Below are 25,647 nucleotides of genomic sequence, written 5' to 3'. Positions count from 1 at the left end.
TGGGCAGCGGTTACAGCGCTATCTCACTTCCAACCCATAATCCCGGGCCAACGCGTGCGCCACATCCGACACCATGCGGGCGCTCGCACCAAACACGCTCCGCTGAATCGCCGGCAACGACTCCGCCGTGGTCTCGTGGCTATGCACCCGGTCAACAAACCGCTGCAATTGCAGTTGCAGTCCGGCATGCCACGCCTGCCGCAGATAATCCGCCTGATTGGCGGTCATCACCCCCGCCTGCTGCGCATCACGCACCCGGGCCAAAGTCGAAAACTCTTGCGATTTAGCCGCCACGCCCGCCCACCGGGCCAACGCGATAATGGGGTAGAGCAGATCCCGGCGCACATTCACCACAACATGCTTATCGGGCAACCCATCGAAAAGCTTCAGGCTGGGCGGCCGATGGCATAATGCCTCCCGGAGAAATAATATCGGATCGGCCACCCGAAGCACCTCGGCCAAACACCAGGTTCCGGCGTCGGCAAACACGGCAAGCTCACCATAATTATGGCGCCCGGCATGCTGTCGAATCAGTGCTAGCCAATCCTGCCGATATCGGGCGTGCACGCCTAGCACCGTGGGCTGCGACACCAGCCCCACCTGGGTAATGAGCTGCGCCAACGGTTCCGTATCAATATCATCCGGGGCCAAACCGCACGGACATTCGACCAGCCATTGGATGGGGGAGGACGGCAACGCATCACCACGTCCCACCGGACCCGTGAGTACCAGGGTGGCGCCGCCCGTGAGCTCCCGGGCCCCGGCGGAATGCAGCGTGTCCGTGACCAACCGGGAAAACCAACTCACCATGTCCTGCGGGTTTTCGCCATGGTCGAGGGCATTACGAATGAGATCTTGCGACTCCGCCAGTACGCCCCGCACCGCCGCCGCTGAATGGCACCGGGGGGCCTGCTCTGCGAGTTCGACCAGTGAAGCATGTAACACGACAATGAATGTAACACACCGCCTGGCGCACCGCTTATAACGGCCTCGGGCGTGGAGCATGTGCGTTTTCGAAAACACAAAACGCCCGACCATGAAAGGTCAGGCGCATCAAGCTGTTGTGTTCCCCGGCCGGGAAAAATTTACCGGCTAGTGAACGGTAGGAGAGCCATCTCGCGGGCGTTCTTCACCGCGGTAGCAACCTGGCGCTGCTGTTGCGGGGTGAGACCGGTCACGCGACGGGACCGAATCTTGTGGCGATCGGAGATGAACTGACGCAGGGTGTTGATGTCCTTGTAGTCCACCTTCTCAATGCCAGCGGCCTTGAGTGGGTTCTTCTTAGGGCGGCGGGACTGCTCCATCCGCACCTTTTTCGTGTTAGTGCGCTTCATTTAGATACTCCCTGAATTACCAGCTGGACTTACGGACACCAGGCAGCTCACCACGGTGGGCCATCTGGCGCATACGGACACGAGACAGGCCGAACTTGCGGAGGTAACCGCGGGGACGACCGTCGTGAGCGTCACGGTTGCGGACACGAACTGGGGAAGCATCACGCGGCTGCCGGTTCAATTTGAACTGGGCTTCGAGACGCTCCTCATCGGAAACATGGGGGTTCTTAATGATTGCCTTGAGCTCCTGGCGCCGCTCCGCATAGCGTGCGACGATTTCCTTGCGCTTCTCATTCTTGGCGATCTTGGACTTCTTAGCCATAGATTATCGCTCCTCGCGGAATTCGACGTGCTTACGGATTACGGGATCGTACTTCTTCAAGGTAATACGATCAGGATTATTGCGCTTATTCTTCCGGGTGACATAGGTGTAACCGGTGCCAGCGGTAGACTTCAGCTTGATGATTGGACGAACGTCATTGCGTGCCATCGTTAAACCTTCTCCCCCCGAGCGCGGATCTTAGCAACCACAGACTCAATACCGTCGCGGTCAATAACCTTCAGACCCTTGGTGGATACGGTTAGGGTGATGGTACGGCCCTCAGAGGGCAGGTAGAACTTACGACGCTGCACATTGGGGTTCCAACGGCGAGACGTGCGTCGGTGCGAGTGCGAGACGGACTTGCCGTAACCCGGCTTGCGTCCCGTAACCTGGCAAATAGCCGACATGGATAAACTTTCTCCTAGCCGCCCAACGTTCAACCTGCACGAATGCAAACTTGATCGGGGCGTAAACGAACATTTTCGACAACAGCAATGGGCAATCATACCGGTAAATCTGCGTTTTGCCTAATCTGCTAGCTTTTCGACGATCCCACCAGGTGAATTTCGCTTTTATCAGGGAGCACTGGTAGTCTTTTGCACGCCCATGTACATATGACGAAACCCAACTCAGGCACGATCGTCAGATCCGTTTTGCTGGCGAAGCGACCTGAAGTTTCAATCCTGAGGGAATCGGAGAATAATGAAAAAGGACATCCACCCGGATTACCATCCGGTCGTGTTCCAGGATGCAGGCACTGGTTTCCAGTTCCTCACCCGGTCTACCGTGAAAAGCAATCGCACCATTGAATGGGAAGACGGCAACGAATACCCGCTCATTGTTGTTGATGTGACAAGCGAATCGCACCCCTTCTGGACCGGTGCGCAGCGCGTGATGGACACCGCTGGTCGCGTCGAAAAGTTCCAACGTCGGTTTGGTGGCATGGCCCGCCGCGCCAAGAAATCTTAATCCAAGGAGGGAAACAGAACAATGGCAGTTCCAAAGCGTCGCATGTCGCGTGCCAACACTCGCACTCGTCGTTCTCAGTGGAAGGCTCACAACCCGGCCCTGATGGAAACCAAGATCGACGGTCAAACCGTGCGTATTCCTCGTCGACTCATCAAGGCCGCCCAATTGGGGTTGGTTGAGGTTGAACAATTCTAATATTGACTAAAACCATAAGGTAGCAGCGAATGTAAATATGCTGCTACCTTTTTGGCTGTTTCGGGAACGAATATTGATTAAAAGGTTCTTATATTTGGGGGGTAAGGCCAGAGGGGGAATGAATATTCTGTATAATTTCCGTGTCGGCATTAAACAAAAATATGGTTTAAGAACTGGCAGGAAGACCGCGAAGCCAACGCTTTAGTTCCTTAAAGCAGATGGGGCATAATTGTAAATATGAAAATTGTTGTAGTAGATGATGAGCAGGCTGTACGGGACTCGCTGCGCCGCTCCCTCTCCTTTAATGGCTATGATATTGCCATCGCCGAGGATGGTGAACAAGCACTCGACGTCATTGAAAAAGAGCAGCCTGACCTGGTCATTTTGGATGTTATGATGCCCAAGATGGATGGGCTGGAGGTGTGTCGCCATCTGCGTAGTCATGGCGACGACCGTCCCATTTTGGTTCTTACTGCCCGCGATGGGGTGTCCGACCGGGTGGCGGGGCTTGATGCTGGCGCAGATGACTATCTACCCAAGCCATTTGCCTTGGAAGAGTTACTTGCCCGGGTTCGGTCGCTGCTGCGTCGGGCTGCCGCCGAAGCTTCCGGCCCCAGCAGCCAGGCCGAAATCACGTTCGAAGATCTTAAGCTTAATCCCGACACTCGGGATGTAGTGCGTGGTAATAGGACAATCAGCCTTACCCGCACCGAATTCGCCCTGTTACAGCTGTTGATGACCAACCCTCGGCGGGTACTCAGCCGCTCCACCATTCTGGAGGAAGTATGGGGCTATGATTTCCCCACCTCCGGAAATGCGCTGGAGGTGTATATCGGCTACCTGCGCCGCAAGACGGAGCAGGAAGGTGAACCACGTTTGATCCATACCGTTCGTGGCGTCGGCTATGTGCTTCGGGATACCGCTCCGTGATATTGAGGAAACCGTCCCCAGATGCAGAGAAAACCGCTTCTCTGGATCTGGGGGCTCTTACCGCTGAATCCTCTGATGGATGGGGTAAACAAGCGTCATTGCGCTGGCGGGTGGCCATGCTCACGGCAAGTATGGTGGCCATTGCGGTTGGGGTGATGACGGTTTTGGCGTATTGGTCTGTATCCGTCACCTTGACCAATAACGTGGATAAGGACCTGAAGTCTAAAAGCATGGCCATGTTGGCGGAGACTGTGGACCCTTCCTTTTTCAATAATGTGAAAAAGGAGGTCGAGTATTTCCGCACCTATAACCAAAACACCAAAATCTCCATTCGGCTTCCCGGCTGGAACTACACCGCCGGTGACGAGTCGCTACCGTTGCTCTCTTTGCCGCCGGGGGAGAAAACCGTGGTGAAGACCGTGAACGGTGACCGGGTGTTTATGGCCACGAACGACGCCGGGGCGACCGTTGTGCTGTCCCGGGATATGACCGACATTCAAGGCCTCATCCTGACCTTGGGCCTGGCCCTTTTGGTATTCGGCGGTTTAGGGGTGCTGCTCGCCATCATGACCGGCATTGTGGTAGCCACCGCCGGCCTGAAACCGCTTGTTCGACTCCAGTCAGCGGTGGATGCGGTGACCCGCACCCAAAAACTCACCCCCATTCCGGTTGTGGGCAATGACGAATTAGCCCTGCTCACCATGAGTTTCAACCAGATGTTGGCGGCCCTAGACCAATCCCGGCAGCGGCAGGCGCAACTCGTGGCCGATGCCGGGCACGAACTGAAAACCCCACTCACCTCCATGCGCACCAACATTGAACTGCTCATGCTGCTGCAAAAACCCGGTGCCCCCCAGATTTCGGATGAGGAGAAAAAAGCCCTCGAACACGATGTTATGGCGCAAATGGAGGAGCTCTCCACCCTGATCGGCGACCTGGTTGATTTAGCCCGCGAAGACGCGGCCGAAACCGAATTGCAGGAAACCGACCTGGCTCAGGTGGCGCAAACCGCTTTCGAACGAGTGCGTCGCCGTCGACCCGACGTGGAATTCCGGCTGCATGTCACCCCCTGGTATCTGTGGGGGGATGCGCATTCCCTGGGCCGGGCAATATTAAACCTCATGGATAATGCGGCCAAATGGTCACCCGCCGACGGGGTGGTGCGGGTGAAGATGACCCGATTGGATGAGGGTCGCATGCAGATCACCATCTCTGACTCTGGGCCAGGCATTCCCGAAGAGGAACGCGAAAAGGTTTTCGAACGTTTTTACCGGTGCATCCAATCACGATCCATGCCCGGCTCTGGCCTTGGGTTAGCCATTGTGCGCCAGGTGGTGGATCGGCATGGCGGCAGCATTACCGCCGAGGAATCCGAGGACGGCGGTGCCATGTTCCGGATGATTTTGCCTGGTTACGACCATGAAGAAGATTTAGCGCGTGACGCGAAGAATTCCGCGTCGAAACAGCTGGTGGCCAATAGCCATGATGATCGGCCAACCGAGGGGCGGGCTGCCATGTTCCGCAACGCCCATGACGCAATCGGTAAGTAAATCCGGTTATCATCACATAACATAGCTAGCACAGGATTTTGCCAGCTTTTCACATGATTGCCCCAATAATGGTGACAGTCAGGCACAAGACATATCTAGGATACTACTAACCATGACTAATACTCCCCGTAATTCCAACGATAACGATAATCAACCCTTCGGGAATCCGCAGCAATCGGGTAGCAGTGGTTTTGAGTGGCCTGGCAGCACCAGCGCATCCCAGCCGCAGCAGCCGCAACAACCCCAGCAGGCTCAGCAACCTCAACAATCGCAACAGCAGGGGCCGCAGCAGCCACCTCAGCAACCAGTAGCCCCCCAGCAGCGGCCTCAGGAAACGCAGCAGATTCCGCGGACCCCAACGTCGCAAAGCGTGTCCGATGTGCCCAGTAGCTTAGGAAACCCCAATAATCCCTATAGCGCCGCCGGGCCCATGGCGCAGCCGCCGCAAGCCCAGCAGGTGAAGGAGAAACGCACCATTGGCCTGTTGCCGGCCGCCGCGTTAATCGTGGTCGCGGCCATTGCCTCCGGCGCTATCACCGGTATTTACGCCACCCGGTTCGCCCCGAGTGCGAATACCAGCTCCGTGGCGGAATCCCTGAAGGAACCCGCCAGCCGTGGCAAGCCCCAGGCGGAAGCCGGTACCGTGCAGGCAGTCGCCGAGGCCGTGCAGCCCGCCGTGGTGAGTATTCGCCTGCTCACCGAAGATAATGCCATCTCCGGTTCCGGATCCATCATTTCGCAGGACGGTTATGTGCTCACGAACAACCATGTGGTTGAGGGGGCGGCGGATGGTCGAGCCGAAATGACCGTGACACTTCAAGACGGCAGCACCCACCGGGCCAAGTTCATTGCTGGTGACAGTAACACCGACGTGGCCGTCATCAAGGTGGAGGATGTGAATAACATGCCCACCATTACCATTGGTAACTCCGATGACCTGGCGGTGGGCCAAAACGTGGTGGCGATTGGTGCCCCCCTGGGGTTGGAACAGACCGTTACTACCGGTATTGTGTCCGCCCTGAACCGGCCTGTGCGCGCCGGCGAAGGTGGGGAAGCCACCATTATCGACGCCATCCAAACGGACGCCGCCATTAACCCCGGTAACTCCGGTGGGCCGCTGGTCAATATGAATGGTGAGCTCATTGGCATGAACTCCATAATCGCTTCCACTACCTCCAATGGTTCCGAGGAGGCTGGCTCTATCGGCTTGGGCTTCGCTATTCCCGCTAACTTCGCCCGCCGTACCGCAGATCAGCTCATTAAGGAGGGTAAGGCCAGCTATCCGCTCATTGGGGTGTCGTTGGATCAACGATTCCGGGAATCCGGAGCGAAAATCGCTGAAGTGTCCAAGGACGGCCCCGGCGACAAGGCTGGGCTGAAGAAGGGCGAGGTTGTTGTCGCCATCAACGACCGGGTTATTAAGAATGCTAACGGCTTGATTGCGGCGGTGCGGAGCAGTGACTTTGGTGCGAAAATCAAGCTAAAAGTTGTCGATGAAAAAGGCGAAAATCCCCGAGAGGTAGAGGTAACGCTGCCGAACGAGTAAATTCCTAGTTAATAACAGGATAAATAACGAGAGGAATAACCACCATGGATCCCCGCGACGTGTTCGCTGAACCGGACATGATGACCAACAGTGACGCCGCCCTTGGTGTGACGGACGTTACCGAAGTCGATGTGACTGATGTTGCCGACCCCGATTCCACCGCTCGGCTTGACGGTATTGGTGAGCCCGATGAAGCGTTTTTCCGCGCCGAGGCGGCTGTGGAACAGGCTCGGGCCGAAGGGAAACGCGTCGCCCCCCGCCGGGCCCTGGTTGTGCTCGTGGGGGACCATAAACTAGATTCCGGCCCGGACACCGACCGATTAGTGGCCGAGCTTTTAAGCGAGGGTGGTTTCGTGGTGGACGCCGTGGTGGAGGTTCGGTCAAAACGATCCCAAATCCGCAAGGCAATTGAAATGGGCGTTATCGGTGGCGCCGACCTGGTGCTTACCGTGGGCGGGACAGGTGTGGGACCGCGCGATAAAACCCCCGAAGCCACCCGGGAACTCCTCGACCAGGCAGTTCCCGGCGTGGTGCAGGCATTACGAAGTTCCGGCCTGCACTGTGGTGCCGTCGACGCGGCGGTGTCTCGGGGCCTGTCTGGGGTTTCGGGCTCCACCGTGGTGGTGAATATGGCAGGCTCCCGGTTGGCTATTCGTGACGGCATGGCTACCCTCACCCCGCTGGTTCATCACCTGGTTGACCAATTGCGACGTGTAGTCATGAGCTAGGGTGGCGAAAGTTAATCATATGCGAAACCGACGACGTGTCATGCGGCTTTCCGACGCCGTAGACTACGACCGCACCGCCGACCGGGGCAACCAGAATGAGCCAGGCGACGAAGACCGCATGGTCATTTTCGAAGACGATTTTGGTCCCATCGGCTCCGGTGCGGAACAAGGCAGCCTGGAGTTTTACCGGGAACAGCAACCACCTCACTACTAGACTTCCTGGCCGATGCGAACCAAAAACCCGGCTGGTCTTCGTGCGAGAATCCTCGCCGAAAAACCAGCCGGGTTTTGGTGCAGAAATTTGGGGGAAAATCTACCGCTGAGTCTTCAATAGGTCACGGATTTCGGTGAGCAGCACCACATCTGCCGCGGGGGCGGTTTCGGCCGCTTCTTTCTTCTCCTTGGAGGACATCAGAGAGCTGAGCTTGTTCATCGGCACGATGAGCACGAAGTACACCACTGCGGCCACCATCAGGAAGTTGATCGCTGCGGTAATCACCGCACCAAAGTCCACAAAGGTCTCTGCAACACCCGGGCGGATTTGGAAACCCAACCCCTTCACTTCGGTGCTGCCCAGCGAGGCAATGAGCGGGTTGATGATCTTGTTGGTGAAGGCAGTGACAATGTTGGTGAATGCCGAACCAATGACCACGGCCACTGCCAGTTCGATCACGTTACCGCGGAGAATAAAATCCCGGAAACCCTTTAACATAATACTTATTTCTTCCTTTGAAAGTAGGAGACAGATAGCAGTTTATAGATTAGAGCAATCAGTTAATGTTTTTGAAGTACCCACGCGGAAATCACTCCGCCCGATCCCCCGTAACTACAACTGCCAAAGGCTGTGACAGACTTGCCGCCGCCACCGCTGCGGCACTGTCTGCCACCAATGACACCAATACCGTGCCTGGGGTAGCACCCGGAAAATCCGTCGCCTTTGTGGTGGCGAAAATAACCTTTCCACCAGCGGCAATGACCCGAGGCGCGCTGTTGTCATCAGCAGCCGTGATAATAGTAATCGTGTCCCCCGGACGAAGCAAACTTGCCAAGGTCGGGTCGGCAAGCGTGATCGGAACCATGTGGGTTTTCACCCCCGCATCGTTCGATGTGGTATTTGTCATAGTTTGCGAAACGAGGGCTGAATCCACAAAATCGGCTGCGGAAACCATGGCGCCACGCGACCTGGACGCCACCACAATATTTCCTACTGCAGCATCGGTGGTGGCCAACCGATCCTGAGGCAGCACCGATTCGGAAACATGAACAACCGTCACATCCGTAGCCGTGATGCGACTACCAGCAGCAACATTCCGGGAATACACCACAACCGAAATATGCTGATGCAACCGGTCAGTGACGGTGATACCAACAGCCGTCACCATGAGCGTTGCCGCCACAACCTTGCGCAGCAGGGCGGACCGATGAAAACCAGGGTGAGAAAGCGAAGCGAACATGAACCATAGGACTGTCCCACCCCAAGTTTTGGTCAACCATCCGACACAATTATGTCCAGCATCACATCATGCGGTTCGTGCGGCACCGGCATGATCTCCGACGCATACACCACCGCCACCGTGGGCGCGGCACACCCAGCCAAGGCGCGATCGTAAAAACCTGCCCCCTGACCCAGGCGAAACCCCTGGTCATCCACGGCAATGGCCGGAACAAACACCCCATCGAGCGAACCTAAAAAATCACTCTCTTGCGGGGCATCCCGCGGCTCCAAAATCCCCCACATGCCCGCACATACCGACCCGGGTCCAGCGTACCGACCCCACCGCAGCATCCGACCTGGGCGACATGCCGGCAACCACAACTCCGTCGTCAAGCGAGCCAATGCCGGAACCAATAATGACCCCCCAGGCTCCCGCGCCATGGGCACATACGCCGCCACCCGTGACCAGCCCCGATCTTGCACCAGCGTCGTCACCGCTGCCACCACCGCCGCATCCCGCTCCGCCCTCACCTTAGGTGACAACGCCGTTCGCGCCGCCCGCACCCGCGCCCGCACCCGCGCTTTCGCTATCGCGGCCTCCGCTGCCGCCTGCGACCCATCCGAGACCGGATCCAGGGGCGAACAAGCCGGCGCATGGGGGACATCATTCGATGCATCACGATGCCCATTTGCTGGTGTGTGCTGGGAAAAACCAGAAACCGGGGGAGTGTCCATGCTTATTATTTTAGAAAAAATTCTGATATCTAACCTTAAGAAAAGTACACTGAACTGCATGACAAGCGCCAAGACACATGCATCGCTGTCCGTCAAGACCGTGATTGTTCCCGCCGCAGGCATGGGCACGCGATTCCTCCCAGCCACAAAAACCATCCCCAAAGAACTCCTCCCCGTTGTTGATACCCCCGGCATCGAACTCATAGCACAAGAAGCCGCACAACTTGGCGCCGACAAACTCGCAATCATCACCGCACCCAAAAAACGCGAAGTACTCGCCTACTTCGATAGATACCCCGCGCTAGAAACCATGCTCGAAGCTCGCGGAAAAACCCACCAGCTAGAAAAAGTACGAAACACCAATAACCTGCCCACCCCCATCGCCGTGGAACAAACCGAACCACTAGGCCTCGGGCATGCGGTCGGGCTCGCCGAACAAGTACTTGACGACGACGAAAACGTCGTAGCAGTCATGCTCCCCGACGACCTGGTGCTGCCCATGGGTGTTGTCGTCAAAATGATGGAAGTTCGCGCCCAACTAGGCGGATCCGTGCTCTGCGCCTTCGAAGTCCCCCACGAAGAAGTCTACAACTACGGAGTCTTCGACATCGAAGACGCTCCCGACTACCATGGCGACTATGTAGTCAAAAAAGTCCGGGGCATGGTCGAAAAACCCGCAGTCGACGACGCCCCCTCCAACTTCGTTGCCACCGGCCGCTACCTCCTCGACCGGGCCATCTTCGACGCCCTCCAGCGCATCACCCCAGGCGCCGGTGGCGAACTCCAACTCACCGACGCCATCGCACTTCTCATAGACGAAGGACACCCTGTCCACATCCTTGTCCACGACGGGAAACGCCACGATCTCGGCAATCCCGGCGGATACATCCCCGCGGTGGTAGATTTTGGGCTAGCCGACCCAGTGTACGGGCCGCACCTCAAAAAGGTGCTACGCGAAATTCTCGACGAACATGGGGCATGACCTCCCACAAACTGCCGTACACTAATAGGGTGTAAACGAGTCCACAACAACCATATTCACAAACACACGAAAAATTTCATGTCGCTTTTTCACACTGGTCAGGGAGGACATTAACGGTGCGCTCAGTAGAAGAGCAACTGACCCTAGTGACCCAACAAGCAGTGGCACCTGAACCGGTACGCATCGCCATTGCCGAATCACTAGGACTCATGTGCGCGGAAGAAGTACAAGCTCAACGCCCCTTACCGGGCTTCGACCAAGCCGCTATTGACGGCTATGCAGTCCGCGCAGTCGACGTCGGTGGCGAACGCGGTCTCGGGCAAGACCCCACCGCCGATATAACCCCCACAACCGAAATCTCCCTCCCCGTCGTCGGCGAAGTCGCCGCCGGCTCCGGCCGACCCCTCCGACTCCAACCCAAACAAGCAGTCCGAGTCCACACCGGTGCGCCCCTACCCACCCTCTCTGACGCCGTCATCCCCCTCGCCTGGACCGACCGCGGTCGGAAACGCATGACCGCACTCAAACCCGTGCGCAGCGGCGAATTCGTCCGTAAACAAGGCGACGACATACGCCCCGGCGACGTCGCAGTATCCCAAGGCGCCATACTCAGCCCCGCCCACATCGGCCTGCTCGCGGCAGTCGGCCGCTCCAAAGTCCTCGTCCATCCCCGGCCCCGCATGTCCATCATGTCCATCGGCCACGAACTCGTCGACATCGACCGAGAACCCTCACTCGGCCAAGTCCTCGACGTCAACTCCTACTCCCTCGCCGCCGCTGGCCGCGCCGCTGGCGCAGATGTCCACAGGGTAGGCATCGCCGCCGGCGAACCCCGCCGCCTCAAAGAAATCATCGAAGCCCAAATGCTGCGCAGCGAACTCATCGTCATCTCCGGCGCGGTAGGCGGCTCGGGATCCACCACCATCCGGGAAATTCTCGCCGACCTCGGCGAACTCGACACCACCCGGGTAGCCATGCACCCCGGATCCGTCCAAGGATTCGGCCTGCTCGGCGACAAAAAAATCCCAGTATTCCTCCTTCCCTCCAACCCCGTCTCAGCACTCGTCATATTCGAAATCTTCATCCGGCCCGTTGTCCGAATCTGCCTCGGCAAACGCACCTTCCAACGCCGAGCCGTTCGAGCCCGGGCCCTTAACCACGTCGGATCCAAAGCCGGCCGGCGCGGCTACGTCCGGGCTCGCCTCATGCGCGACGCCCACACCCAGGACTATCTCGTCGAAGGCCTCGGCGGCGCCAACGGCGCCCCAGCCCACCTACTTGCTGGACTCTCCGACGCCAATGCAATGATCCGTATCCCCGAAGAAGTCACCGACGTGCGACCAGGAGACATTGTGGAAGTGATCTTCTTGAGTCAAACCGGAAACTAATCATTGTTAAGGAATCAATCGGGACGTTGATGCGATATCTTTTCCGACAACCCCGGCCCGCCACCGGGCCACGTAACCCCACCCATCCGGGGTGGATGGAATACACAAGCCCCCTCATAGTGGGGGATCACACCGTGCAACTACGCCCCCTCATGAAATCTGACGGCGAACCATGGTCGGAATTACGCCTGGCAGACGCCGATATTCTGGCCCGGGTGGAACCCACAATCCACACCTCGTGGGCTGAGGCCCATTCCTCGGCGCGGTGGCGCGAATTCTATAACAACATCCGCCGTGCAGCCGACGATGGGGTGCTCATACCATTTGCTATCGACGTCGATGGTGAGTTCTGCGGACAAGTGACCCTAGGCAGCATTCAACGTGGTAGCGCCTCAGATTGCTGGGTGGGATACTGGGTATCCTCTCACCTCACTGGGCGGGGAATCGCCACCGCCGCATGCGCACTCGGAGTCGATCATGCGTTTGACCGAGTGGGGGTACATCGGGTGACCGCAACCTACCTGCCTGAGAACCTCGCATCGCGCCGGGTTTTAGAGAAAACCGGCTTTCGGGAAGAAGGATATTTGCACAAGAACCTGCATATTTTCGGCCAATGGCGGGATCACTATCTGATGGCTATCACAATTGACGACTATGTGGATAGTTGCATCACCCGACTGATTAAGACCAACCAAGCACGGTATGCTTAACAATTGATTGTCGGCGTGCCTCATTCCAATAATTCAGCAACGCCGATACTCTTGGAAGGCACATAGGGTAGGAAGGGTGAGTAGTGACCACCACCGTTGTAGGGATTTTGATCGTTGTGTTGTGGCTGTTTGTGCTCATGCCATTTTTGCTGCGCAAACATAAGCCAATAAGCAAGGTGGGGGAGGGTTTTGATGATACCCGGGTCATTCATGAGGGGGGACATAAGCCGCAACGGCCGCCCGCGTTGCGCCCTAAGGTGGCTGCCGCTGACGCCCAGCAGCGGAAGTTGATTGCCGACCAACCGGAGTTTGGGGTGGAGGACACCCCAACCGTGCCGTTTAAGAAGATCACTAGCCCGCTGATCTCTGACAAGCCGAAGTCCGCCAACGATACCGTGGCCATGGCGGCTGCGTCGAACCGTCAACCCGTCGCCAAGGATTCGACCAAGGGTTCGAAGACTGGTGCGCAGGCGCAAACTCACGTTCCGGCGAAATCGAAGACGGGCACGGATGCGTCACGCACATCGGCTACGTCCGGGACGTCCAGCGCTGGTCAGCCTGCCCGTACTGCTACTACCCAGGCCAAGAGCGAGCACACTGTGGCCGATCAGGCCAAGGCCGATCACGATAAGGTGGCTGCTGCCCGGGCCAAAGCCGCAGCGCGGAGCAAGGCTGCAGCTGGTGCCGATGCCGCAGCCCAGGCGAAGGCTGCGAAGGCCAAAGCCGAATCCGATGCGAATGCCGATGCCACCACGGAAACCATGCGGGCCGCCGCCGCGGTTTCCGCACCCGCAGTATCAGTCCCGGTTGCCTCGGTACATGCCGCGAACACCAGTGCGAAGGTTGGATCAAAGCCGGTCGATCCCGATACTCCCTACGAGATCGACGATTCTTACCTCGACCCGGAAGACCTCCTGTATCCCACTGGGGCTCGGGGCGCAAACCTGTCGGTAGTACCGGATGTGCCTACCAAGAAGGAGAAAAAAGAGAAGAAATCTGCCGCCAAACGGAGCGTCGCAAAGCGCACCGCGGCAGATATCGACGATAATATCAGCGACAGCGATGAGCTCACCCCGGAGGAAATCGAGTTCGCCAAGTCCCGGCGTGGGCGGGGCGGCTACGATCCTGAGGCGGATAAGAAGCATAGCGCCGACCGGTATCAGCGGCGGCGGTCAACCGTGTTAGGGCTGGTAGTTGCCGTTGTGGTCACTATCGTTCCGGCTGGGCTCATTGGCGGTTGGATGTGGGCTGCCCCGGCGATTGCGTTGGGGATGACCATTATTTATCTGATAGCGTTGCGGGCGCAGGTTCGTGACGAAGAGCGGTTGCGGCACAAGCGGGTGCATCAGCTGCGTCGGACCCGGGCAGGAGTACGAAATAGCATGGATCGGGAATTAGGCATTCCGCATCGGTTGCGGCGGCCAGGTGCCGTGGTTTTGGAAACGGATGATGATTCGCCGGATTTTATTGGTTTGGAACTGGTGGAGACCAACCGGTCGGCCGGGGAGAGTGAGCCTGAGCCGGAACCAGCAGTGCAGTACGATAACGTGATTAAGTTACGGGTGGGGTAGAGGTATCTGTGGATAAACCGGCGGTGCGGGATGGGTCATTGCTGTTATTCCGGTTTGTGCTGGGAATAATTTTTGTGGCCCATGGGTTTGACAAGTTTTTCGTGCAAGGATTGACCGCTACGGGTCAGCAGTTTGCGGCGTGGGGGGTGCCGCAGGCCCAATTGTCGGCGTATTTGGCGGCAACCGCGGAATTTGTGGGGGGATTATTTTTGACGGTTGGCTTGTTGACCACGATTGTTGCGGGAATATTGGCGTTGCTGATGGTGGCGGCGTTTTATTTGGTGCACATGAATGCCGGGTTTTTCATCGCTGGTGGGGGGTATGAGTATGTGTTGTTATTGATTGTGAGTCTGGTGCTGATCGTGGTGTTTGGTTCGGGGCGGGCTAGTATAGATGAGGTTTTGAGTCGTCAAGGCTGAGTGCGGCTAAGCGCCCAGTGATTGGGGGTTGTTGTGGTTGAGTGCCAGCAGGTGCAGGCGGCGTTATCGGCGCGGTTGGATGGGGAACCGTCGCCCCTTCCCGACGATGTGGTGGATGCGCATGTGGCGGAGTGCGCGGAGTGCCAGTCGTTTTTAGATAATGCGGCGCTGCTCAATCGTACCTTGGCGTTTAGCGACACGTCGGTGTCGGACATTCCCGATTTGTCGGAAGAGATCATGGCCGGTGTGGCACCGGTGTGGCGCAGGCGGGCGGCGAGTCGGCTGGTGAGTGCGGCAATCTGCCGGGTGGTTCTGGTGCTTTTGGGGGTGGTTTGGTGCGGCTGGGCGGTGGCGTTATTGCGGCTGCCGGCGAGGGATAATGATCCGGTGTTTCTGCAATTGGTGATGGAAACCGTGGCAATGCGATCCGCCTTGGGGTTTGGGGTGGTGTTTGTGGCGTGGCAGAGTCGGCTGGTTGCTGGGCTATTGCCGGTGTATGGGGCGTTGTTTATGTTCAGTTTTGGGTTGGGGGTGCGGGACCTGGTGGTGGGGTCGATGACCGCGGCCGGGGCCGGTCAGCTCGGGTTGTTGTTTGTGTCGGTGGTGGCGTTGTTGTGGCTATGGTTGTTGGATAAGGGGTGGGCGGTGGTGCGGGCGTTGTCGGCGCGCCCGGTTGCTTGACGACGCCTACCGCCAGCTGGGAATCCACATGAGGGTCTCGTACAGGGCGTCGGGGATGGTGTAGCCGTAGAGGATCGGGGAGAAGTACACGAACATGGCGACGACGAGGCCGAGGTAGAGGGCGACGATGAGGCCGCCAACGGTGGTGGTTTCGGTGCCGATTTTGTGGAAGATTGCGGGAATTTTGAGTCGTTTCCCTAGGGGGATGAGTTCGCCTAGCCCGATGGCGATCATGATGATGGTGAATGGGATGAGGGGGGTGGCGTAGAAGAAATACATTTGGCGGTCGTAGGCGGCGAGCCAGGGGAGGAAGCCGGCGGCGAAGCTCACCAGGGGGATGATGAGTCGTAAATCTTTTCGAATGATGACGCACCAGAGCGACCAGAGGATAATGGGGATGGTGAGCCACCAGATGGCCGGGGTGCCGAAGAGGTAGATCATGCGTCGGCAGGTGCTTTCCCCACAGTGGATGTCAGTGACCGAGTAGTAGAGGATAGGACGGCCGGAGACCAGCCATGACCATGGCTTGGAATCCCAGGGGTGGACGTGGCCGGCGGATGTTGTGAGGCTGGCGTGGAATGCTAGAACAGATTTATGATAGTAAATCCAGCTGGCGAGGGCCTCGGGGAGTCGGAATACCCAGGAGTCGGGGGCAAAATCGTGGTTATTGATGGCCACGTCTTTCCAGGTATCGACGTGTCGGTAGATGGAGGTTTCTGAGGTGAACCAGGCGCGCCAGCTCCAGGCATAGAGGGCGATGGGGAGGATGACGATGGAGCAGAAGGCGGCGATGGTGTCCCGCACTAAGGTGCCGAGGACTGGTTGTTTCACCTGGTAGCGGTGCCGAAGGTAGACGTCGAAAAGCACGGTCATGAGGCCGAAGAATGCCATGTAATAAAGGCCCGACCATTTGACGGAGAGTGCGAGGCCGAGGCAGACGCCGCCGCCGAACCGCCACCAGCGGAATCCAAATCGGGGGCCGAAGCGGTGGGTTCCGAGACCGCCGGCAAGCCATGCTTGATGGAGTCGAACACGCATTTGGTTATAGTCACGGGTTAGACAGTAGGCTGCGCCGACGATGAACAGGGTTTGGAAGATGTCGAGCATGCCGAATCGGGAGGTGATGAGGAGTACCCCGTCGAAGAGTGCCAAAATGCCGGCGAAGGCTGCAATAACGCTAGATCCGGTGAGTTGGCGGGCCAGATTCATAATGAGTAGTACGGTGGCTGTGCCGAAGAGGGCGGCCATGATTCGCCAGCCGAGGGCGGTGTATCCGAATATTAGTTCGCCGTAGGCCTCGATTTGTTTTGCCAGGGGTGGGTGGACGACCAGTCCGTAGCCGGGGTTGGATTCGATGCCGCCGATGAGTGGATTGACCCAACTGTTGACCATGTCCCAGGCTTGTGGCACATAGTGTTTTTCGTCGAAAACTGGGGTGCCGTCCGCCACGGCCGAATTGAGGCCGACAAAGCGGGTGATGAGCGTCCATAGGCCGATGATGATGGTGGTGTTGGTGTCGAATTTGGTCCAGACGATGCGGCGGGGCTCTGGTGGGGTTGCAGGACGGGTGAACCGACCAACCGGCGGACGTGGCTCATCCGCCGAGGTGTGAGCAGCTTTGCGACGTAGGTTGCTGGTCAAGGAAATCACTTGTGCCATTCTATGTGGTGCTGGTGGTTTTTGTCTTCTTCTCCATTATTAAGAAAACTTCGCCCCAATATTGTTATAGTATTGTGATCTTTGAGGGGGTAGATTTTATGATTTAATAGCATTATCCAGTGCTTTAGCGATTAATAACGTTTAGATAAAGCTGCAGCGTATACCCGCTATTTTTTCCTTAAAATTCCCGTATCGTGTTGATATCCGTGAATTTTTGCCGCACGGTAGTTTTATGGAAAAACCAACAAATGTGTCCGCTACCCAAGAATTAGCGGAAATGCTGGAATCGCCACCAGCAAAAGTACCAGCTGAACCAAAAATCGTCTTTGAGAGCGAAAAAGACGACGTTGGAATTGACTATCGGGTCACCATTCCAGCGGTAGTCATTGTTCTATCTGTCGTGCTCTGGGGGCTGTTGAACCCCACTAGTTTTTCCGACTTTTCCCAAAAAGCCCTCTCGGTTGTTATTACCAATTTCGGGTGGGCTTTCGTTTTATGCACCACCATATTTTTGGCGTTCGCCATCATTGTGGCGTTGAGCAAATTCGGCAATATCAAATTGGGCCGCAACGATGAGGCCCCGGAATTTTCCACATTTTCCTGGATCGCCATGATGTTCGCCGCCGGCATGGGCATTGGCCTCATGTTTTACGGTGTCACCGAGCCGCTGACCCACTATCGCACTGGGATTCCCGGAAATGAGCCAAAAAACATCGGCGACGCCATGAGCTCCACCCTGCTGCACTGGACCCTTCACCCTTGGGCCATCTATGGCATTTTTGGGTTAGCCATCGCCTACTCCACCTTTAGATTGGGCCGCCGCCAACTCCTCAGCTCCGCTTTTATCCCGCTCATTGGCGAGCGTGGCGCCAAGGGCTGGTCCGGTCGGGTCATCGACATTCTCGCCATTATCGCCACCATTTTCGGCACCGCGTGTTCCCTTGGTATCGGCGCGACCCAGATCAGCGCCGGGCTTACCGCCGCGGGCATAGTTAAGAACCCCTCCATGAGCACCATCGTGGTGATCGTGTCCATCCTTACTCTCGCCTACCTCATGTCCGCCATGTCTGGTGTGGGCAATGGTATTCGCTATGTTTCCAACGCCAATATGGTGTTGGCTGCCATCTTGGGCATTATTGTCTTCGTGTTTGGGCCCACTGTGACGATCCTGAATTTACTTCCCGAAGCCTTCGGGGCGTACCTGTCGCACTTCTTCGAAATGATTGGTCGCACCGCTGAATCGCCCGGCACAAACACCAGCGAATGGCTTAGCAGCTGGACCATTTTCTACTGGGCGTGGTGGATTTCCTGGAGCCCGTTCGTCGGTATGTTCCTGGCCCGTATTTCCCGCGGTCGCACCATCCGCGAATTCTTCATTGGGGTCATGTTGGTTCCCTCCGCGGTGAGTCTCGTGTGGTTCGCTATTTTTGGCGGCACCGCCATCCACCTGGAACAGCAGGGCGCATCCATTTGGGGTGATGGGAATGCCCAGAGCCAACTCTTTGACCTGCTTCACACCCTGCCTGGTGGCGTTGTGTGGGGCGTGATCGCCGTGGCCCTGCTCGCACTGTTCTTTATCACCTCCGCCGACTCTGCGTCGACCGTTATGGGTTCCATGAGCCAGCATGGGCAAACCGACGCTAACCGGTTTGTGACTGCCGGGTGGGGCGTGCTCGTGGCGCTCGTCGGCATGACCATGCTGCTTACCGGCGGCGACGATATTTTGAAGAATCTGCAAAACATCACCATTGTTGCCGCATCCCCGTTCGTCATTGTGATTTTCATCCTGATGTTCGCTCTCATTAAGGATCTCCGCAACGATGAGCTTTATCTTGACTACCGGGAGCAACAGCGCTTCGCGGCCCGTCTCGCCCGGGAGCGGCGCATCCACCGGGAGGCAGAAAAGCACCGGAAGTCTGGCAGCGGTGTGCGTAGGCTAGTACTCAACCGAAATGGGCATCAGCCCAGTCGGAAACTAGCAGTAAAGAAGTAAAAAGAAGGCATAACCAATGCTCAAGCGAACTGTCACTATCGTCTTGGCGTTCATTGGCATCATCGTCGGCGCCGGTTTTGCCACCGGCCAAGAGATGCTGCAATACTTCGTTTCCTACGGCAAGGTCGGCATTATTGCCGCCGCTCTTTCCTCTCTCATCATGGCTATCAGCGGGCTGGTTGTTGTCCAGCTCGGCAGCTATTATCTTGCCGGCGACCATGGCACTGTGCTCCGGCGGGTCAGCTACCCTCTGTTGGCCAGGCTCCTGGATCTTGGGGTGCTCATCACCCTGTTTTGCACCGGCACGGTCATGTTTGCCGGTGCCGGCTCCAACCTGAATCAGCAATTTGGTTTTCCCACCTGGGTTGGTGCCCTCATTCTGCTTGCCATTACGCTCATCGTTGGGCTTCTCGACGTTGATAAGGTCACCGAGGTCATCGGCTCTATCACGCCGCTCATCATTGTGTTTATGACCATCACCGTTGTGTGGGTCCTCAGCACTAGCCATGCTGATTACTCGGTTCTGGAGCAGGCCGTCCACACCATCACCCCGGTCGCGCCCCATTGGGGCATCGCCACCATGAATTATGTGGGCCTCAACCTCATGATCGGCGCATCCATGGCCATCATCATTGGCGGTAATAACACCGATCCGCGTGCCGCCGGCCTGGGTGGCATGATCGGTGGCATTATTTTCGGGCTCATGCTCACCTTCGCCACCTGGTCCCTCTACCTGCGGGCCGACCAGGTGGCCGCCGACGATGTGCCCATGCTCACCATCGTCAACCAGATTCATCCCTGGTTGGGTTTCGGCATGTCCATCGCCATCCTCGGCATGATTTTCAATACGGTTATCGGTATGCTCTATGCCTTTGGCAGACGCATCACCGCCAAGCATCCCACCCGGTTCTACCCGGCTTTCGTCGTGAGTTCGCTCGTGGCCTTTGCCGTGAGCTTCCTAGGGTTTAAAACCCTGGTCGCTACCCTCTTTCCCATCCTGGGTTATATGGGGGTTTTGCTGTTTCTTGTGTTTCTCGTCGGGTGGGTGCGGTCGTTCTCCCAGATTCGGGAGGAATCCACCCGCCGGGAAAACATGCGTGAGCTACTGCGCCGCAAGCTTGATCCGACCAAACGGTTTAGCTCGAAGCAGCGTCGGCGGCTGGCCCGGTATGAAACTGAATCCAATGTGGAAGATACTGATATTGCCGAAACCATGCAGGAGGAAGTCAAAGAGGAATTGGGCCTGGATTCGTCGAAAAGCTAGCATGAGGGCATGACCCCCTTACCCCGCGGAATTATTCTCGCCGCCACCCCCCTCGGCAATATCGACGACGCCACCCCCCGGCTGCGGCAGGCCCTCGCCGAGGCGGACTATATTGCCGCCGAAGATACCCGCCGCACCCGGAATCTGGCGCAGGCCCTTGGTGTGGAGTTGCGGGGTCAGGTTCTGTCCAATTTCGACCACAATGAGCAGGACCGGGTGGAACAGTTAATTCACCACGCTCGTACCGCCACCGTTGTTGTGGTGACCGATGCTGGCATGCCCATCGTGTCCGACCCGGGGTTTCCCCTTGTTGCTGCGGCCCATGATGCGGGCGTGCCCATCACATGTTTTCCCGGCCCCTCCGCCGTTCCCGTCGCTATCGCACTGTCCGGTCTGCATGTGGGTAAGTTTGCTTTCGATGGGTTTGCGCCCCGCAAGTCCGGCGCCCGCCGCGCCTGGTTGGAGTCGCTTATCACTGAGGAGCGGGCCGTTTGTTTTTTTGAATCACCGCATCGGATTGCCGCTACCCTGGCCGAGGCGGTCGAGATTCTAGGACCCAATCGGCGCGCCGTCGTGGCCCGCGAGCTCACAAAAATCTACGAGGAGGTCCGCCGCGGCACCCTGGCCGAACTCGCCGACTGGACGGCCGGGGGCATCAAGGGCGAAATTACCTGCGTCATCGAGGGTGCGCTGCCGGAAACCCGCACCATTGAACTCCCCGAACTTATCGCACAGGTGAACGAACTCGTGGCGGGTGGGGAGCGGCTGAAAACCGCGTGTGCCACCGTTGCCGCCGCCCATAAAGTCAGCAAGAAAGAGCTTTACGACGCGGTTTTGCGGTCCCGCCAATAACCGGTGATAGGCCTGATAAGCTAGAAAACCATGAATAATGTGCTTGTCAACGTGGCCTGGCCCTATGCCAACGGTCCCCGTCATATTGGACACGTGGCTGGTTTTGGCGTGCCCTCTGATGTCTTCGCCCGCTACCAACGCATGACCGGGGCAAATGTGCTCATGGTTTCCGGCACCGACGAGCACGGCACCCCGCTTTTGGTTCAGGCCGACAAGGAAGGCGTCTCCGTGACGGAACTCGCCGACCGCTATAACCGCCAGATCGTCGAAGACCTGGCTGGCCTGGGGCTAAGTTACGATCTCTTTACCCGCACCACCACCCGTAACCACTACGCCATTGTTCAGGAATTATTCCGGGGCCTGTACGATAACGGCTACATGCTGAAAGAAACCACCATGGGGGCCATTTCGCCCTCCACCGGCCGCACGCTGCCCGACCGCTATATTGAGGGCACCTGTCCCATCTGCGGTGCTGATGGGGCCCGCGGCGACCAGTGCGACAACTGTGGCAACCAACTCGACCCGGCGGATCTCATTAACCCGGTCTCTAAAATCAATGGGGAAACCCCAAAGTTTGTAGAAACCGAGCATTTCCTTCTCGACCTGCCTGCGCTCGCGGAAGAACTCACCGCATGGTTGCAGACCCGGAACGATTGGCGACCCAACGTTCTCAAATTCTCCCTCAACCTGCTGTCCGATATTCGTCCCCGCGCCATGAGCCGCGACATTGACTGGGGCATTCCCATCCCCGTGGAGGGCTGGGAGGATAATCCAGGGAAGAAACTCTACGTGTGGTTCGACGCCGTCGTGGGCTACCTATCTGCCTCTATCGAATGGGCGCACCGCAGCGGCAACCCCGACGCCTGGCGGGATTTCTGGACCGACCCGGCCGCCACCTCCTACTACTTCATGGGTAAGGACAATATCACCTTCCACTCCCAAATCTGGCCCGGTGAATTGCTCGGCTACCAAGGGAAAGGTGCCAAGGGTGGAACCCTGCACCGACTGGGGGCGCTTAACCTGCCAACCGAGGTGGTGTCCTCGGAATTCCTCACCATGTCTGGGTCCAAGTTCTCCTCATCCAAGGGCGTGGTGATCTATGTGAAGGACTTCCTCAAGGAGTTCGGTCCGGACCCCCTTCGCTATTTCATTGCGGTTGCCGGTCCGGAAAACCAAGACACAGATTTCACCTGGGACGAGTTCGTTCGCCGCATCAATAACGAGCTCGCCAACGGGTGGGGCAACCTGGTTAACCGGGTCGTGTCCATGGCCGCCAACAATTTTGGGAAGGTACCCACTCCCGGGGAACTGACCGAAGCCGACCAAAAAATCCTCGACCTTGCCGAACAAGCATTCGACGTGGTGGGGGAGGCGTTGCAGCACTCCCGGTTTAAGCAGGGGATCACTCACGCCATGCACGTGGTGGGGGAGGCCAACGCCTATGTCGCCGAGATGCAGCCCTGGAAGTTGGCCAAGGCCATAAAAACTGCCAAGGCCGGGGTGGAGACAGATTCCGCGACCAATGCGGCGGATGTGGCAGCACTCGAAGACCGCTTGGCCACTGTGCTGTGGGTCGCCCTGCAGGTAGTATCGGACGCAAACACGCTGCTCACTCCCTACATTCCGAACATTGCCCAGCAGGTGCACGAAACCCTGGGTCGGACGGGGGTGTGGGCGGCCCACCCCCAGGTGGTGGAGGTGACCGACGGCATGCCTGTGGACGTGGTGGGGGTGGGCGTGCCCCAGGCCGGCCGCACCTACCCGGTCATCATGGGGGATTACGGCAACCAGCAGGCGGTTTGGCGGCGAACCTCCGTCGAACCCGGCGTAGCGTTGCAGAAACCGAAGCCACTCATTGCCAAGTTGGATCCAGAATTAGGGGAGACCGGGCCCGAGTGGGCCCCAGTATCGGGGAGGGCATAGTTCTGTTCCGGCGGGGCGGGTTGTACACTTCAGAGTTATGTCGAAGAAGTCCCGCCCAGTGCCGGAACCGGCCGAATATATTGCGCACCTCACTGATGCGCACACCCACCTTGCCTCCTGCGGTGCGCGGGATGCGGCCACGGTCGCCGAGTTTGTGACGCGGGCCCACGCGGCCGGGGTGGAGCGCATCTGTACCGTCGGCGATGGTCTCGTGGAGGCCGAGTTGGCGCTGGCTGCGGCCGAATCGCACCCAGATGTGGTGGCTGCCTGCGCCATCCACCCCACCAAGGCCCGGGAGTTAGATGATGCCGCGCGCGCCCGCCTGCGTGAGATGGCCGCCCACCCGAAATGCGTGGCCATCGGGGAAACCGGATTAGACACCTATTGGATTCGCCACCGGCCGGACGATACCGCCCCTCTGGCCGTGCAGGAGGAGGCACTCCGGTTTCACATTGATGTGGCGGTCGCGGCGGAGAAAGCGTTAATGATCCACAACCGGGAGGCAGACACGGACCTGCTGCGGGTTTTAGGGGACGCCCCCAGTCCGAAATACACCATTTTGCATTGTTTTTCTTCCCCCACGGCGGTAGCCAAAGAGGCGATCGCCCGCGGCTATGTGCTCAGCTTTGCCGGCAACGTGACCTTTAAAAACAACGAGGAGCTCCGGCAGATCGCGGCTATGGTGCCGATCGACCAACTCCTGATAGAGACGGACGCGCCGTTTATGACCCCGGTCCCGTATCGGGGGGCGAAAAATGAGCCCGCATTCATAGGACACACCGCTTTATGCGTGGCTGTGGCACGTTCCATGCCGGTGGCGAAGTTGGCGGAGGTGGTGGCCGCGAACTTCGATCGGGTTTACCAGATAGCGAAACCATGAGTGAGGTGATCCACGAAGTTTCAATAAGTAAAGTCTTGTAATTTTTGTGCCGGTCGCTGAGATTTTCCCGAATGACTTGCCTAAAAAAATTTAAGTTATAGTGGTAAAATTGGGATATTGTACGCCAATATGGGCGGAGCTTCCCGGAGAAAATCTCGACAAACTTAATTTGTTGCCGTATTGTTATAAACATTGTTGTAGACAGTGAAGCTTAGGAAGCTTAGATATCGTTATTGAAAGTGAATAAATGAGTCACCATCAGAAATCTCGATTGAGCCGCTTGAACTCGTCACGTTCGGTTCCGCTCCGGTTGGCCACCAGCGGTGTTTTGGCAACACTCGTGGTTGGTGGTGTGGCGGTTGCAGCTAATAAAAAAGACGTTGTTATTGATCTCAACGGCGACCAGTTAGCGTTGGCCACGCTGTCGCAGGATGTGGGTGGAGCGTTGCGTTCCGCCGGCATTGAGGTGGCCGACGGCGATATCGTGCAGCCGGCCGCCGATGCTAAGTTGGGTAATGACGAAAAGATCACGGTTCGAACGGTCAAAGACGTGGCGGTCGTTGTTGACGGCCAGAAGAAGGTTGTGAAGACGAACGCCACGACCGTGGGGGAAATGGTTTCACAGCTTGATTCCATTGGAGCGGCGATTAAAGCCTTGGGGTTGAGCACTCCCGTCGACACGAAATTGCAGAAGTCGGGTATGAGCGTTGATGTGGTCACCCCGAAGATCGTGTCCATCACTGATGGGGGAAAGACCAGCTACGTGTCGCTTGCCGCGGCGACGGTAAAGGATGCGCTGGCCGCTCGCGGCATTGAACTTGGCCCACACGATAGAGTCACCCCGGAGTTGACGTCGGCGGTATCCGGCAATATGAAGATCAATATTGATCGGGTGACCGTGGATGATGTGCAGGTGAAAGAAGCCTATGATGAAGAGCCAACCTTTGTAGATAACCCCGATGCCATGCAGGGGGTCGAGTCCGTGGTTGAGGCGGGTTCGCCGGGTGAGCGGGAAGTCACCCGGCGGATCACCAAGGTGAACGGGGTCGAATCTGCGAATGATGTTGTGTCGCAGAATGTGCTGGTGCCGGCGAAGAAGGCGACCATTTCGCGGGGCACAAAGGTTTCTAGGGTTCCCACTGTGCCGGATGGTTCCGTGTGGGATCGGCTGGCGCAGTGTGAATCTACTGGGAATTGGGCGATCAATACCGGTAATGGGTTCCATGGTGGGTTGCAGTTTACACCCCAGACATGGTTGGCCTATGGTGGTGGCGAATATGCGCCCTACGCATACCAGGCGACCCGCGAGGAGCAAATCGCGGTGGCGCAGAAGGTGCAAGCATCCCAGGGGTGGGGCGCGTGGCCAGCATGTACGGCAAAGATGGGGTTACGGTAATCACGTTTTTGCTTGACGACGTGCATACGTTGCCGGCCACAAACCCACAAAACCGCATTCGAACAACCTAGCCTATCGTTCGGATGCGGTTTTGCTTAATAATTTAGTTTAGTTTTGTTCAGCAGGTTAGGTATTTCATTGTGGCCATCACCACAATGGATTCTTCCCGCATGGGTGGGCGTCGA

At 57.7% G+C, this 25,647-nt stretch carries 28 protein-coding genes; 19 read left to right on the top strand and 9 right to left on the bottom strand.

The genetic code is table 11. From position 1 onward, the window contains the following. Positions 1–18 precede the first annotated feature (18 nt). The 5 genes from HBA49_RS08350 to rpmB form a co-directional block, all read right to left on the bottom strand. A complete protein-coding gene (locus HBA49_RS08350; protein ID WP_040432352.1) occupies positions 19–951 on the bottom strand; it encodes a putative nucleotidyltransferase substrate binding domain-containing protein in 933 nt (310 codons plus the stop codon). Between the two features lie 134 nt (positions 952–1,085). Beyond that, complete coding sequence (rpsR, locus tag HBA49_RS08345; RefSeq protein WP_005523732.1) at positions 1,086–1,334, bottom strand: 30S ribosomal protein S18; 249 nt, start codon at positions 1,332–1,334, stop codon at positions 1,086–1,088. 16 nt (positions 1,335–1,350) lie between these two features. Next, positions 1,351–1,656: a 30S ribosomal protein S14 gene (gene rpsN, locus HBA49_RS08340; RefSeq protein ID WP_005523730.1), complete on the bottom strand. Its 306-nt coding sequence runs from the start codon at positions 1,654–1,656 to the stop codon at positions 1,351–1,353. A 3-nt stretch (positions 1,657–1,659) separates the two neighbouring features. Next, on the bottom strand, positions 1,660–1,824 hold the full coding sequence (rpmG, locus tag HBA49_RS08335; protein ID WP_005523728.1) for a 50S ribosomal protein L33: 165 nt from the start codon (positions 1,822–1,824) through the stop codon (positions 1,660–1,662). A 2-nt stretch (positions 1,825–1,826) separates the two neighbouring features. Further along, positions 1,827–2,063, bottom strand: coding sequence for a 50S ribosomal protein L28 (gene rpmB, locus HBA49_RS08330; protein ID WP_034996182.1), 237 nt, complete (start codon positions 2,061–2,063; stop codon positions 1,827–1,829). 295 nt (positions 2,064–2,358) lie between these two features. On the opposite strand from rpmB, the gene HBA49_RS08325 reads away from it, so the two are divergent. From HBA49_RS08325 to HBA49_RS08295, 7 genes are all read left to right on the top strand, one after another. Continuing rightward, positions 2,359–2,625, top strand: a complete 267-nt coding sequence (locus tag HBA49_RS08325; RefSeq protein ID WP_005523725.1) for a type B 50S ribosomal protein L31 — start codon at positions 2,359–2,361, stop codon at positions 2,623–2,625. A 21-nt stretch (positions 2,626–2,646) separates the two neighbouring features. After that, positions 2,647–2,820 carry a 50S ribosomal protein L32 gene (rpmF, locus tag HBA49_RS08320; protein ID WP_005527430.1) on the top strand — a complete coding sequence of 58 codons (174 nt, stop codon included), beginning with the start codon at positions 2,647–2,649 and terminating at the stop codon, positions 2,818–2,820. Positions 2,821–3,057: 237 nt separating this feature from the next. Next, the gene (locus HBA49_RS08315; RefSeq protein ID WP_005523719.1) at positions 3,058–3,750 is read left to right on the top strand and encodes a response regulator transcription factor; all 693 of its coding nucleotides are present in this window, start codon (positions 3,058–3,060) and stop codon (positions 3,748–3,750) included. 116 nt (positions 3,751–3,866) lie between these two features. Further along, positions 3,867–5,300 carry a HAMP domain-containing sensor histidine kinase gene (locus HBA49_RS08310; protein ID WP_225865988.1) on the top strand — a complete coding sequence of 478 codons (1,434 nt, stop codon included), beginning with the start codon at positions 3,867–3,869 and terminating at the stop codon, positions 5,298–5,300. A gap of 112 nt (positions 5,301–5,412) precedes the next feature. Further along, positions 5,413–6,846, top strand: a complete 1,434-nt coding sequence (locus HBA49_RS08305) for a S1C family serine protease (RefSeq protein ID WP_005527204.1) — start codon at positions 5,413–5,415, stop codon at positions 6,844–6,846. A gap of 44 nt (positions 6,847–6,890) precedes the next feature. Then, positions 6,891–7,574 carry a MogA/MoaB family molybdenum cofactor biosynthesis protein gene (locus HBA49_RS08300; protein WP_005523713.1) on the top strand — a complete coding sequence of 228 codons (684 nt, stop codon included), beginning with the start codon at positions 6,891–6,893 and terminating at the stop codon, positions 7,572–7,574. Positions 7,575–7,593: 19 nt separating this feature from the next. Further along, the gene (locus HBA49_RS08295; protein ID WP_005527523.1) at positions 7,594–7,788 is read left to right on the top strand and encodes a hypothetical protein; all 195 of its coding nucleotides are present in this window, start codon (positions 7,594–7,596) and stop codon (positions 7,786–7,788) included. 99 nt (positions 7,789–7,887) lie between these two features. Here the strand turns inward: HBA49_RS08295 and mscL are convergent, their stop codons facing one another. From mscL to HBA49_RS08280, 3 genes are all read right to left on the bottom strand, one after another. After that, positions 7,888–8,286: a large conductance mechanosensitive channel protein MscL gene (gene mscL / locus HBA49_RS08290; RefSeq protein ID WP_005527082.1), complete on the bottom strand. Its 399-nt coding sequence runs from the start codon at positions 8,284–8,286 to the stop codon at positions 7,888–7,890. A 91-nt stretch (positions 8,287–8,377) separates the two neighbouring features. Continuing rightward, positions 8,378–9,028, bottom strand: a complete 651-nt coding sequence (locus HBA49_RS08285; RefSeq protein ID WP_005526955.1) for an SAF domain-containing protein — start codon at positions 9,026–9,028, stop codon at positions 8,378–8,380. A 32-nt stretch (positions 9,029–9,060) separates the two neighbouring features. Then, positions 9,061–9,744 (bottom strand): 5-formyltetrahydrofolate cyclo-ligase, encoded by a 684-nt coding sequence (locus HBA49_RS08280; protein ID WP_162019720.1) that lies wholly within the window; start codon positions 9,742–9,744, stop codon positions 9,061–9,063. Positions 9,745–9,802: 58 nt separating this feature from the next. On the opposite strand from HBA49_RS08280, the gene HBA49_RS08275 reads away from it, so the two are divergent. From HBA49_RS08275 to HBA49_RS08250, 6 genes are all read left to right on the top strand, one after another. Next, positions 9,803–10,726, top strand: a complete 924-nt coding sequence (locus tag HBA49_RS08275) for a UTP--glucose-1-phosphate uridylyltransferase (protein ID WP_040432349.1) — start codon at positions 9,803–9,805, stop codon at positions 10,724–10,726. Between the two features lie 116 nt (positions 10,727–10,842). Further along, positions 10,843–12,114 carry a molybdotransferase-like divisome protein Glp gene (gene glp / locus HBA49_RS08270; protein WP_005527521.1) on the top strand — a complete coding sequence of 424 codons (1,272 nt, stop codon included), beginning with the start codon at positions 10,843–10,845 and terminating at the stop codon, positions 12,112–12,114. A 17-nt stretch (positions 12,115–12,131) separates the two neighbouring features. After that, the gene (locus HBA49_RS08265; protein ID WP_370443795.1) at positions 12,132–12,824 is read left to right on the top strand and encodes a GNAT family N-acetyltransferase; all 693 of its coding nucleotides are present in this window, start codon (positions 12,132–12,134) and stop codon (positions 12,822–12,824) included. An 83-nt stretch (positions 12,825–12,907) separates the two neighbouring features. Continuing rightward, on the top strand, positions 12,908–14,395 hold the full coding sequence (gene sepX, locus HBA49_RS08260) for a divisome protein SepX/GlpR (protein WP_005527100.1): 1,488 nt from the start codon (positions 12,908–12,910) through the stop codon (positions 14,393–14,395). 8 nt (positions 14,396–14,403) lie between these two features. Then, complete coding sequence (locus HBA49_RS08255) at positions 14,404–14,814, top strand: DoxX family protein (RefSeq protein WP_005523694.1); 411 nt, start codon at positions 14,404–14,406, stop codon at positions 14,812–14,814. Positions 14,815–14,847: 33 nt separating this feature from the next. Further along, a complete protein-coding gene (locus HBA49_RS08250; RefSeq protein ID WP_225865989.1) occupies positions 14,848–15,495 on the top strand; it encodes a zf-HC2 domain-containing protein in 648 nt (215 codons plus the stop codon). A 6-nt stretch (positions 15,496–15,501) separates the two neighbouring features. On the opposite strand, the gene HBA49_RS08245 is transcribed toward HBA49_RS08250, so the two are convergent. Beyond that, positions 15,502–17,154 carry a dolichyl-phosphate-mannose--protein mannosyltransferase gene (locus HBA49_RS08245; protein ID WP_005526938.1) on the bottom strand — a complete coding sequence of 551 codons (1,653 nt, stop codon included), beginning with the start codon at positions 17,152–17,154 and terminating at the stop codon, positions 15,502–15,504. 232 nt (positions 17,155–17,386) lie between these two features. Between HBA49_RS08245 and HBA49_RS08240 the strand changes: the two genes are divergently transcribed. From HBA49_RS08240 to HBA49_RS08215, 6 genes are all read left to right on the top strand, one after another. Next, on the top strand, positions 17,387–19,147 hold the full coding sequence (locus tag HBA49_RS08240; RefSeq protein ID WP_005527329.1) for a BCCT family transporter: 1,761 nt from the start codon (positions 17,387–17,389) through the stop codon (positions 19,145–19,147). 16 nt (positions 19,148–19,163) lie between these two features. Further along, on the top strand, positions 19,164–20,411 hold the full coding sequence (locus HBA49_RS08235) for a YkvI family membrane protein (RefSeq protein WP_005523682.1): 1,248 nt from the start codon (positions 19,164–19,166) through the stop codon (positions 20,409–20,411). A gap of 9 nt (positions 20,412–20,420) precedes the next feature. Beyond that, complete coding sequence (gene rsmI, locus HBA49_RS08230; protein WP_005527191.1) at positions 20,421–21,263, top strand: 16S rRNA (cytidine(1402)-2'-O)-methyltransferase; 843 nt, start codon at positions 20,421–20,423, stop codon at positions 21,261–21,263. Between the two features lie 30 nt (positions 21,264–21,293). Beyond that, positions 21,294–23,186, top strand: a complete 1,893-nt coding sequence (gene metG / locus HBA49_RS08225; protein ID WP_005527052.1) for a methionine--tRNA ligase — start codon at positions 21,294–21,296, stop codon at positions 23,184–23,186. A 37-nt stretch (positions 23,187–23,223) separates the two neighbouring features. Further along, positions 23,224–24,066, top strand: a complete 843-nt coding sequence (locus HBA49_RS08220; RefSeq protein ID WP_005527416.1) for a TatD family hydrolase — start codon at positions 23,224–23,226, stop codon at positions 24,064–24,066. 247 nt (positions 24,067–24,313) lie between these two features. Beyond that, positions 24,314–25,462 (top strand): resuscitation-promoting factor, encoded by a 1,149-nt coding sequence (locus tag HBA49_RS08215; RefSeq protein WP_005527274.1) that lies wholly within the window; start codon positions 24,314–24,316, stop codon positions 25,460–25,462. Positions 25,463–25,647: the final 185 nt, after the last annotated feature.

The organism is Corynebacterium matruchotii (genome assembly GCF_011612265.2).
GTDB lineage: Bacteria > Actinomycetota > Actinomycetes > Mycobacteriales > Mycobacteriaceae > Corynebacterium > Corynebacterium matruchotii.
The sequence above is the reverse complement of the archived record's forward strand: the minus strand, read 5'-3'. Positions and strand labels throughout refer to the sequence as shown.

Excerpts from the sequence above, each read along its gene's own strand:
- rsmI (WP_005527191.1), top strand. The coding sequence starts at position 20,421 with ATGACCCCCTTACCCCGCGGAATTATTCTCGCCGCCACCCCCCTCGGC.
- HBA49_RS08220 (WP_005527416.1), top strand. The coding sequence starts at position 23,224 with ATGTCGAAGAAGTCCCGCCCAGTGCCGGAACCGGCCGAATATATTGCG.
- HBA49_RS08245 (WP_005526938.1), bottom strand. The coding sequence starts at position 17,154 with ATGGCACAAGTGATTTCCTTGACCAGCAACCTACGTCGCAAAGCTGCT.
- HBA49_RS08275 (WP_040432349.1), top strand. The coding sequence starts at position 9,803 with ATGACAAGCGCCAAGACACATGCATCGCTGTCCGTCAAGACCGTGATT.
- HBA49_RS08300 (WP_005523713.1), top strand. The coding sequence starts at position 6,891 with ATGGATCCCCGCGACGTGTTCGCTGAACCGGACATGATGACCAACAGT.
- HBA49_RS08315 (WP_005523719.1), top strand. The coding sequence starts at position 3,058 with ATGAAAATTGTTGTAGTAGATGATGAGCAGGCTGTACGGGACTCGCTG.
- metG (WP_005527052.1), top strand. The coding sequence starts at position 21,294 with ATGAATAATGTGCTTGTCAACGTGGCCTGGCCCTATGCCAACGGTCCC.
- HBA49_RS08325 (WP_005523725.1), top strand. The coding sequence starts at position 2,359 with ATGAAAAAGGACATCCACCCGGATTACCATCCGGTCGTGTTCCAGGAT.
- rpsR (WP_005523732.1), bottom strand. The coding sequence starts at position 1,334 with ATGAAGCGCACTAACACGAAAAAGGTGCGGATGGAGCAGTCCCGCCGC.
- HBA49_RS08215 (WP_005527274.1), top strand. The coding sequence starts at position 24,314 with ATGAGTCACCATCAGAAATCTCGATTGAGCCGCTTGAACTCGTCACGT.
- mscL (WP_005527082.1), bottom strand. The coding sequence starts at position 8,286 with ATGTTAAAGGGTTTCCGGGATTTTATTCTCCGCGGTAACGTGATCGAA.
- rpmB (WP_034996182.1), bottom strand. The coding sequence starts at position 2,063 with ATGTCGGCTATTTGCCAGGTTACGGGACGCAAGCCGGGTTACGGCAAG.
- rpsN (WP_005523730.1), bottom strand. The coding sequence starts at position 1,656 with ATGGCTAAGAAGTCCAAGATCGCCAAGAATGAGAAGCGCAAGGAAATC.
- HBA49_RS08285 (WP_005526955.1), bottom strand. The coding sequence starts at position 9,028 with ATGTTCGCTTCGCTTTCTCACCCTGGTTTTCATCGGTCCGCCCTGCTG.
- rpmF (WP_005527430.1), top strand. The coding sequence starts at position 2,647 with ATGGCAGTTCCAAAGCGTCGCATGTCGCGTGCCAACACTCGCACTCGT.
- HBA49_RS08235 (WP_005523682.1), top strand. The coding sequence starts at position 19,164 with ATGCTCAAGCGAACTGTCACTATCGTCTTGGCGTTCATTGGCATCATC.
- HBA49_RS08305 (WP_005527204.1), top strand. The coding sequence starts at position 5,413 with ATGACTAATACTCCCCGTAATTCCAACGATAACGATAATCAACCCTTC.
- HBA49_RS08295 (WP_005527523.1), top strand. The coding sequence starts at position 7,594 with ATGCGAAACCGACGACGTGTCATGCGGCTTTCCGACGCCGTAGACTAC.
- HBA49_RS08240 (WP_005527329.1), top strand. The coding sequence starts at position 17,387 with ATGGAAAAACCAACAAATGTGTCCGCTACCCAAGAATTAGCGGAAATG.
- HBA49_RS08280 (WP_162019720.1), bottom strand. The coding sequence starts at position 9,744 with ATGGACACTCCCCCGGTTTCTGGTTTTTCCCAGCACACACCAGCAAAT.
- HBA49_RS08310 (WP_225865988.1), top strand. The coding sequence starts at position 3,867 with ATGCTCACGGCAAGTATGGTGGCCATTGCGGTTGGGGTGATGACGGTT.
- rpmG (WP_005523728.1), bottom strand. The coding sequence starts at position 1,824 with ATGGCACGCAATGACGTTCGTCCAATCATCAAGCTGAAGTCTACCGCT.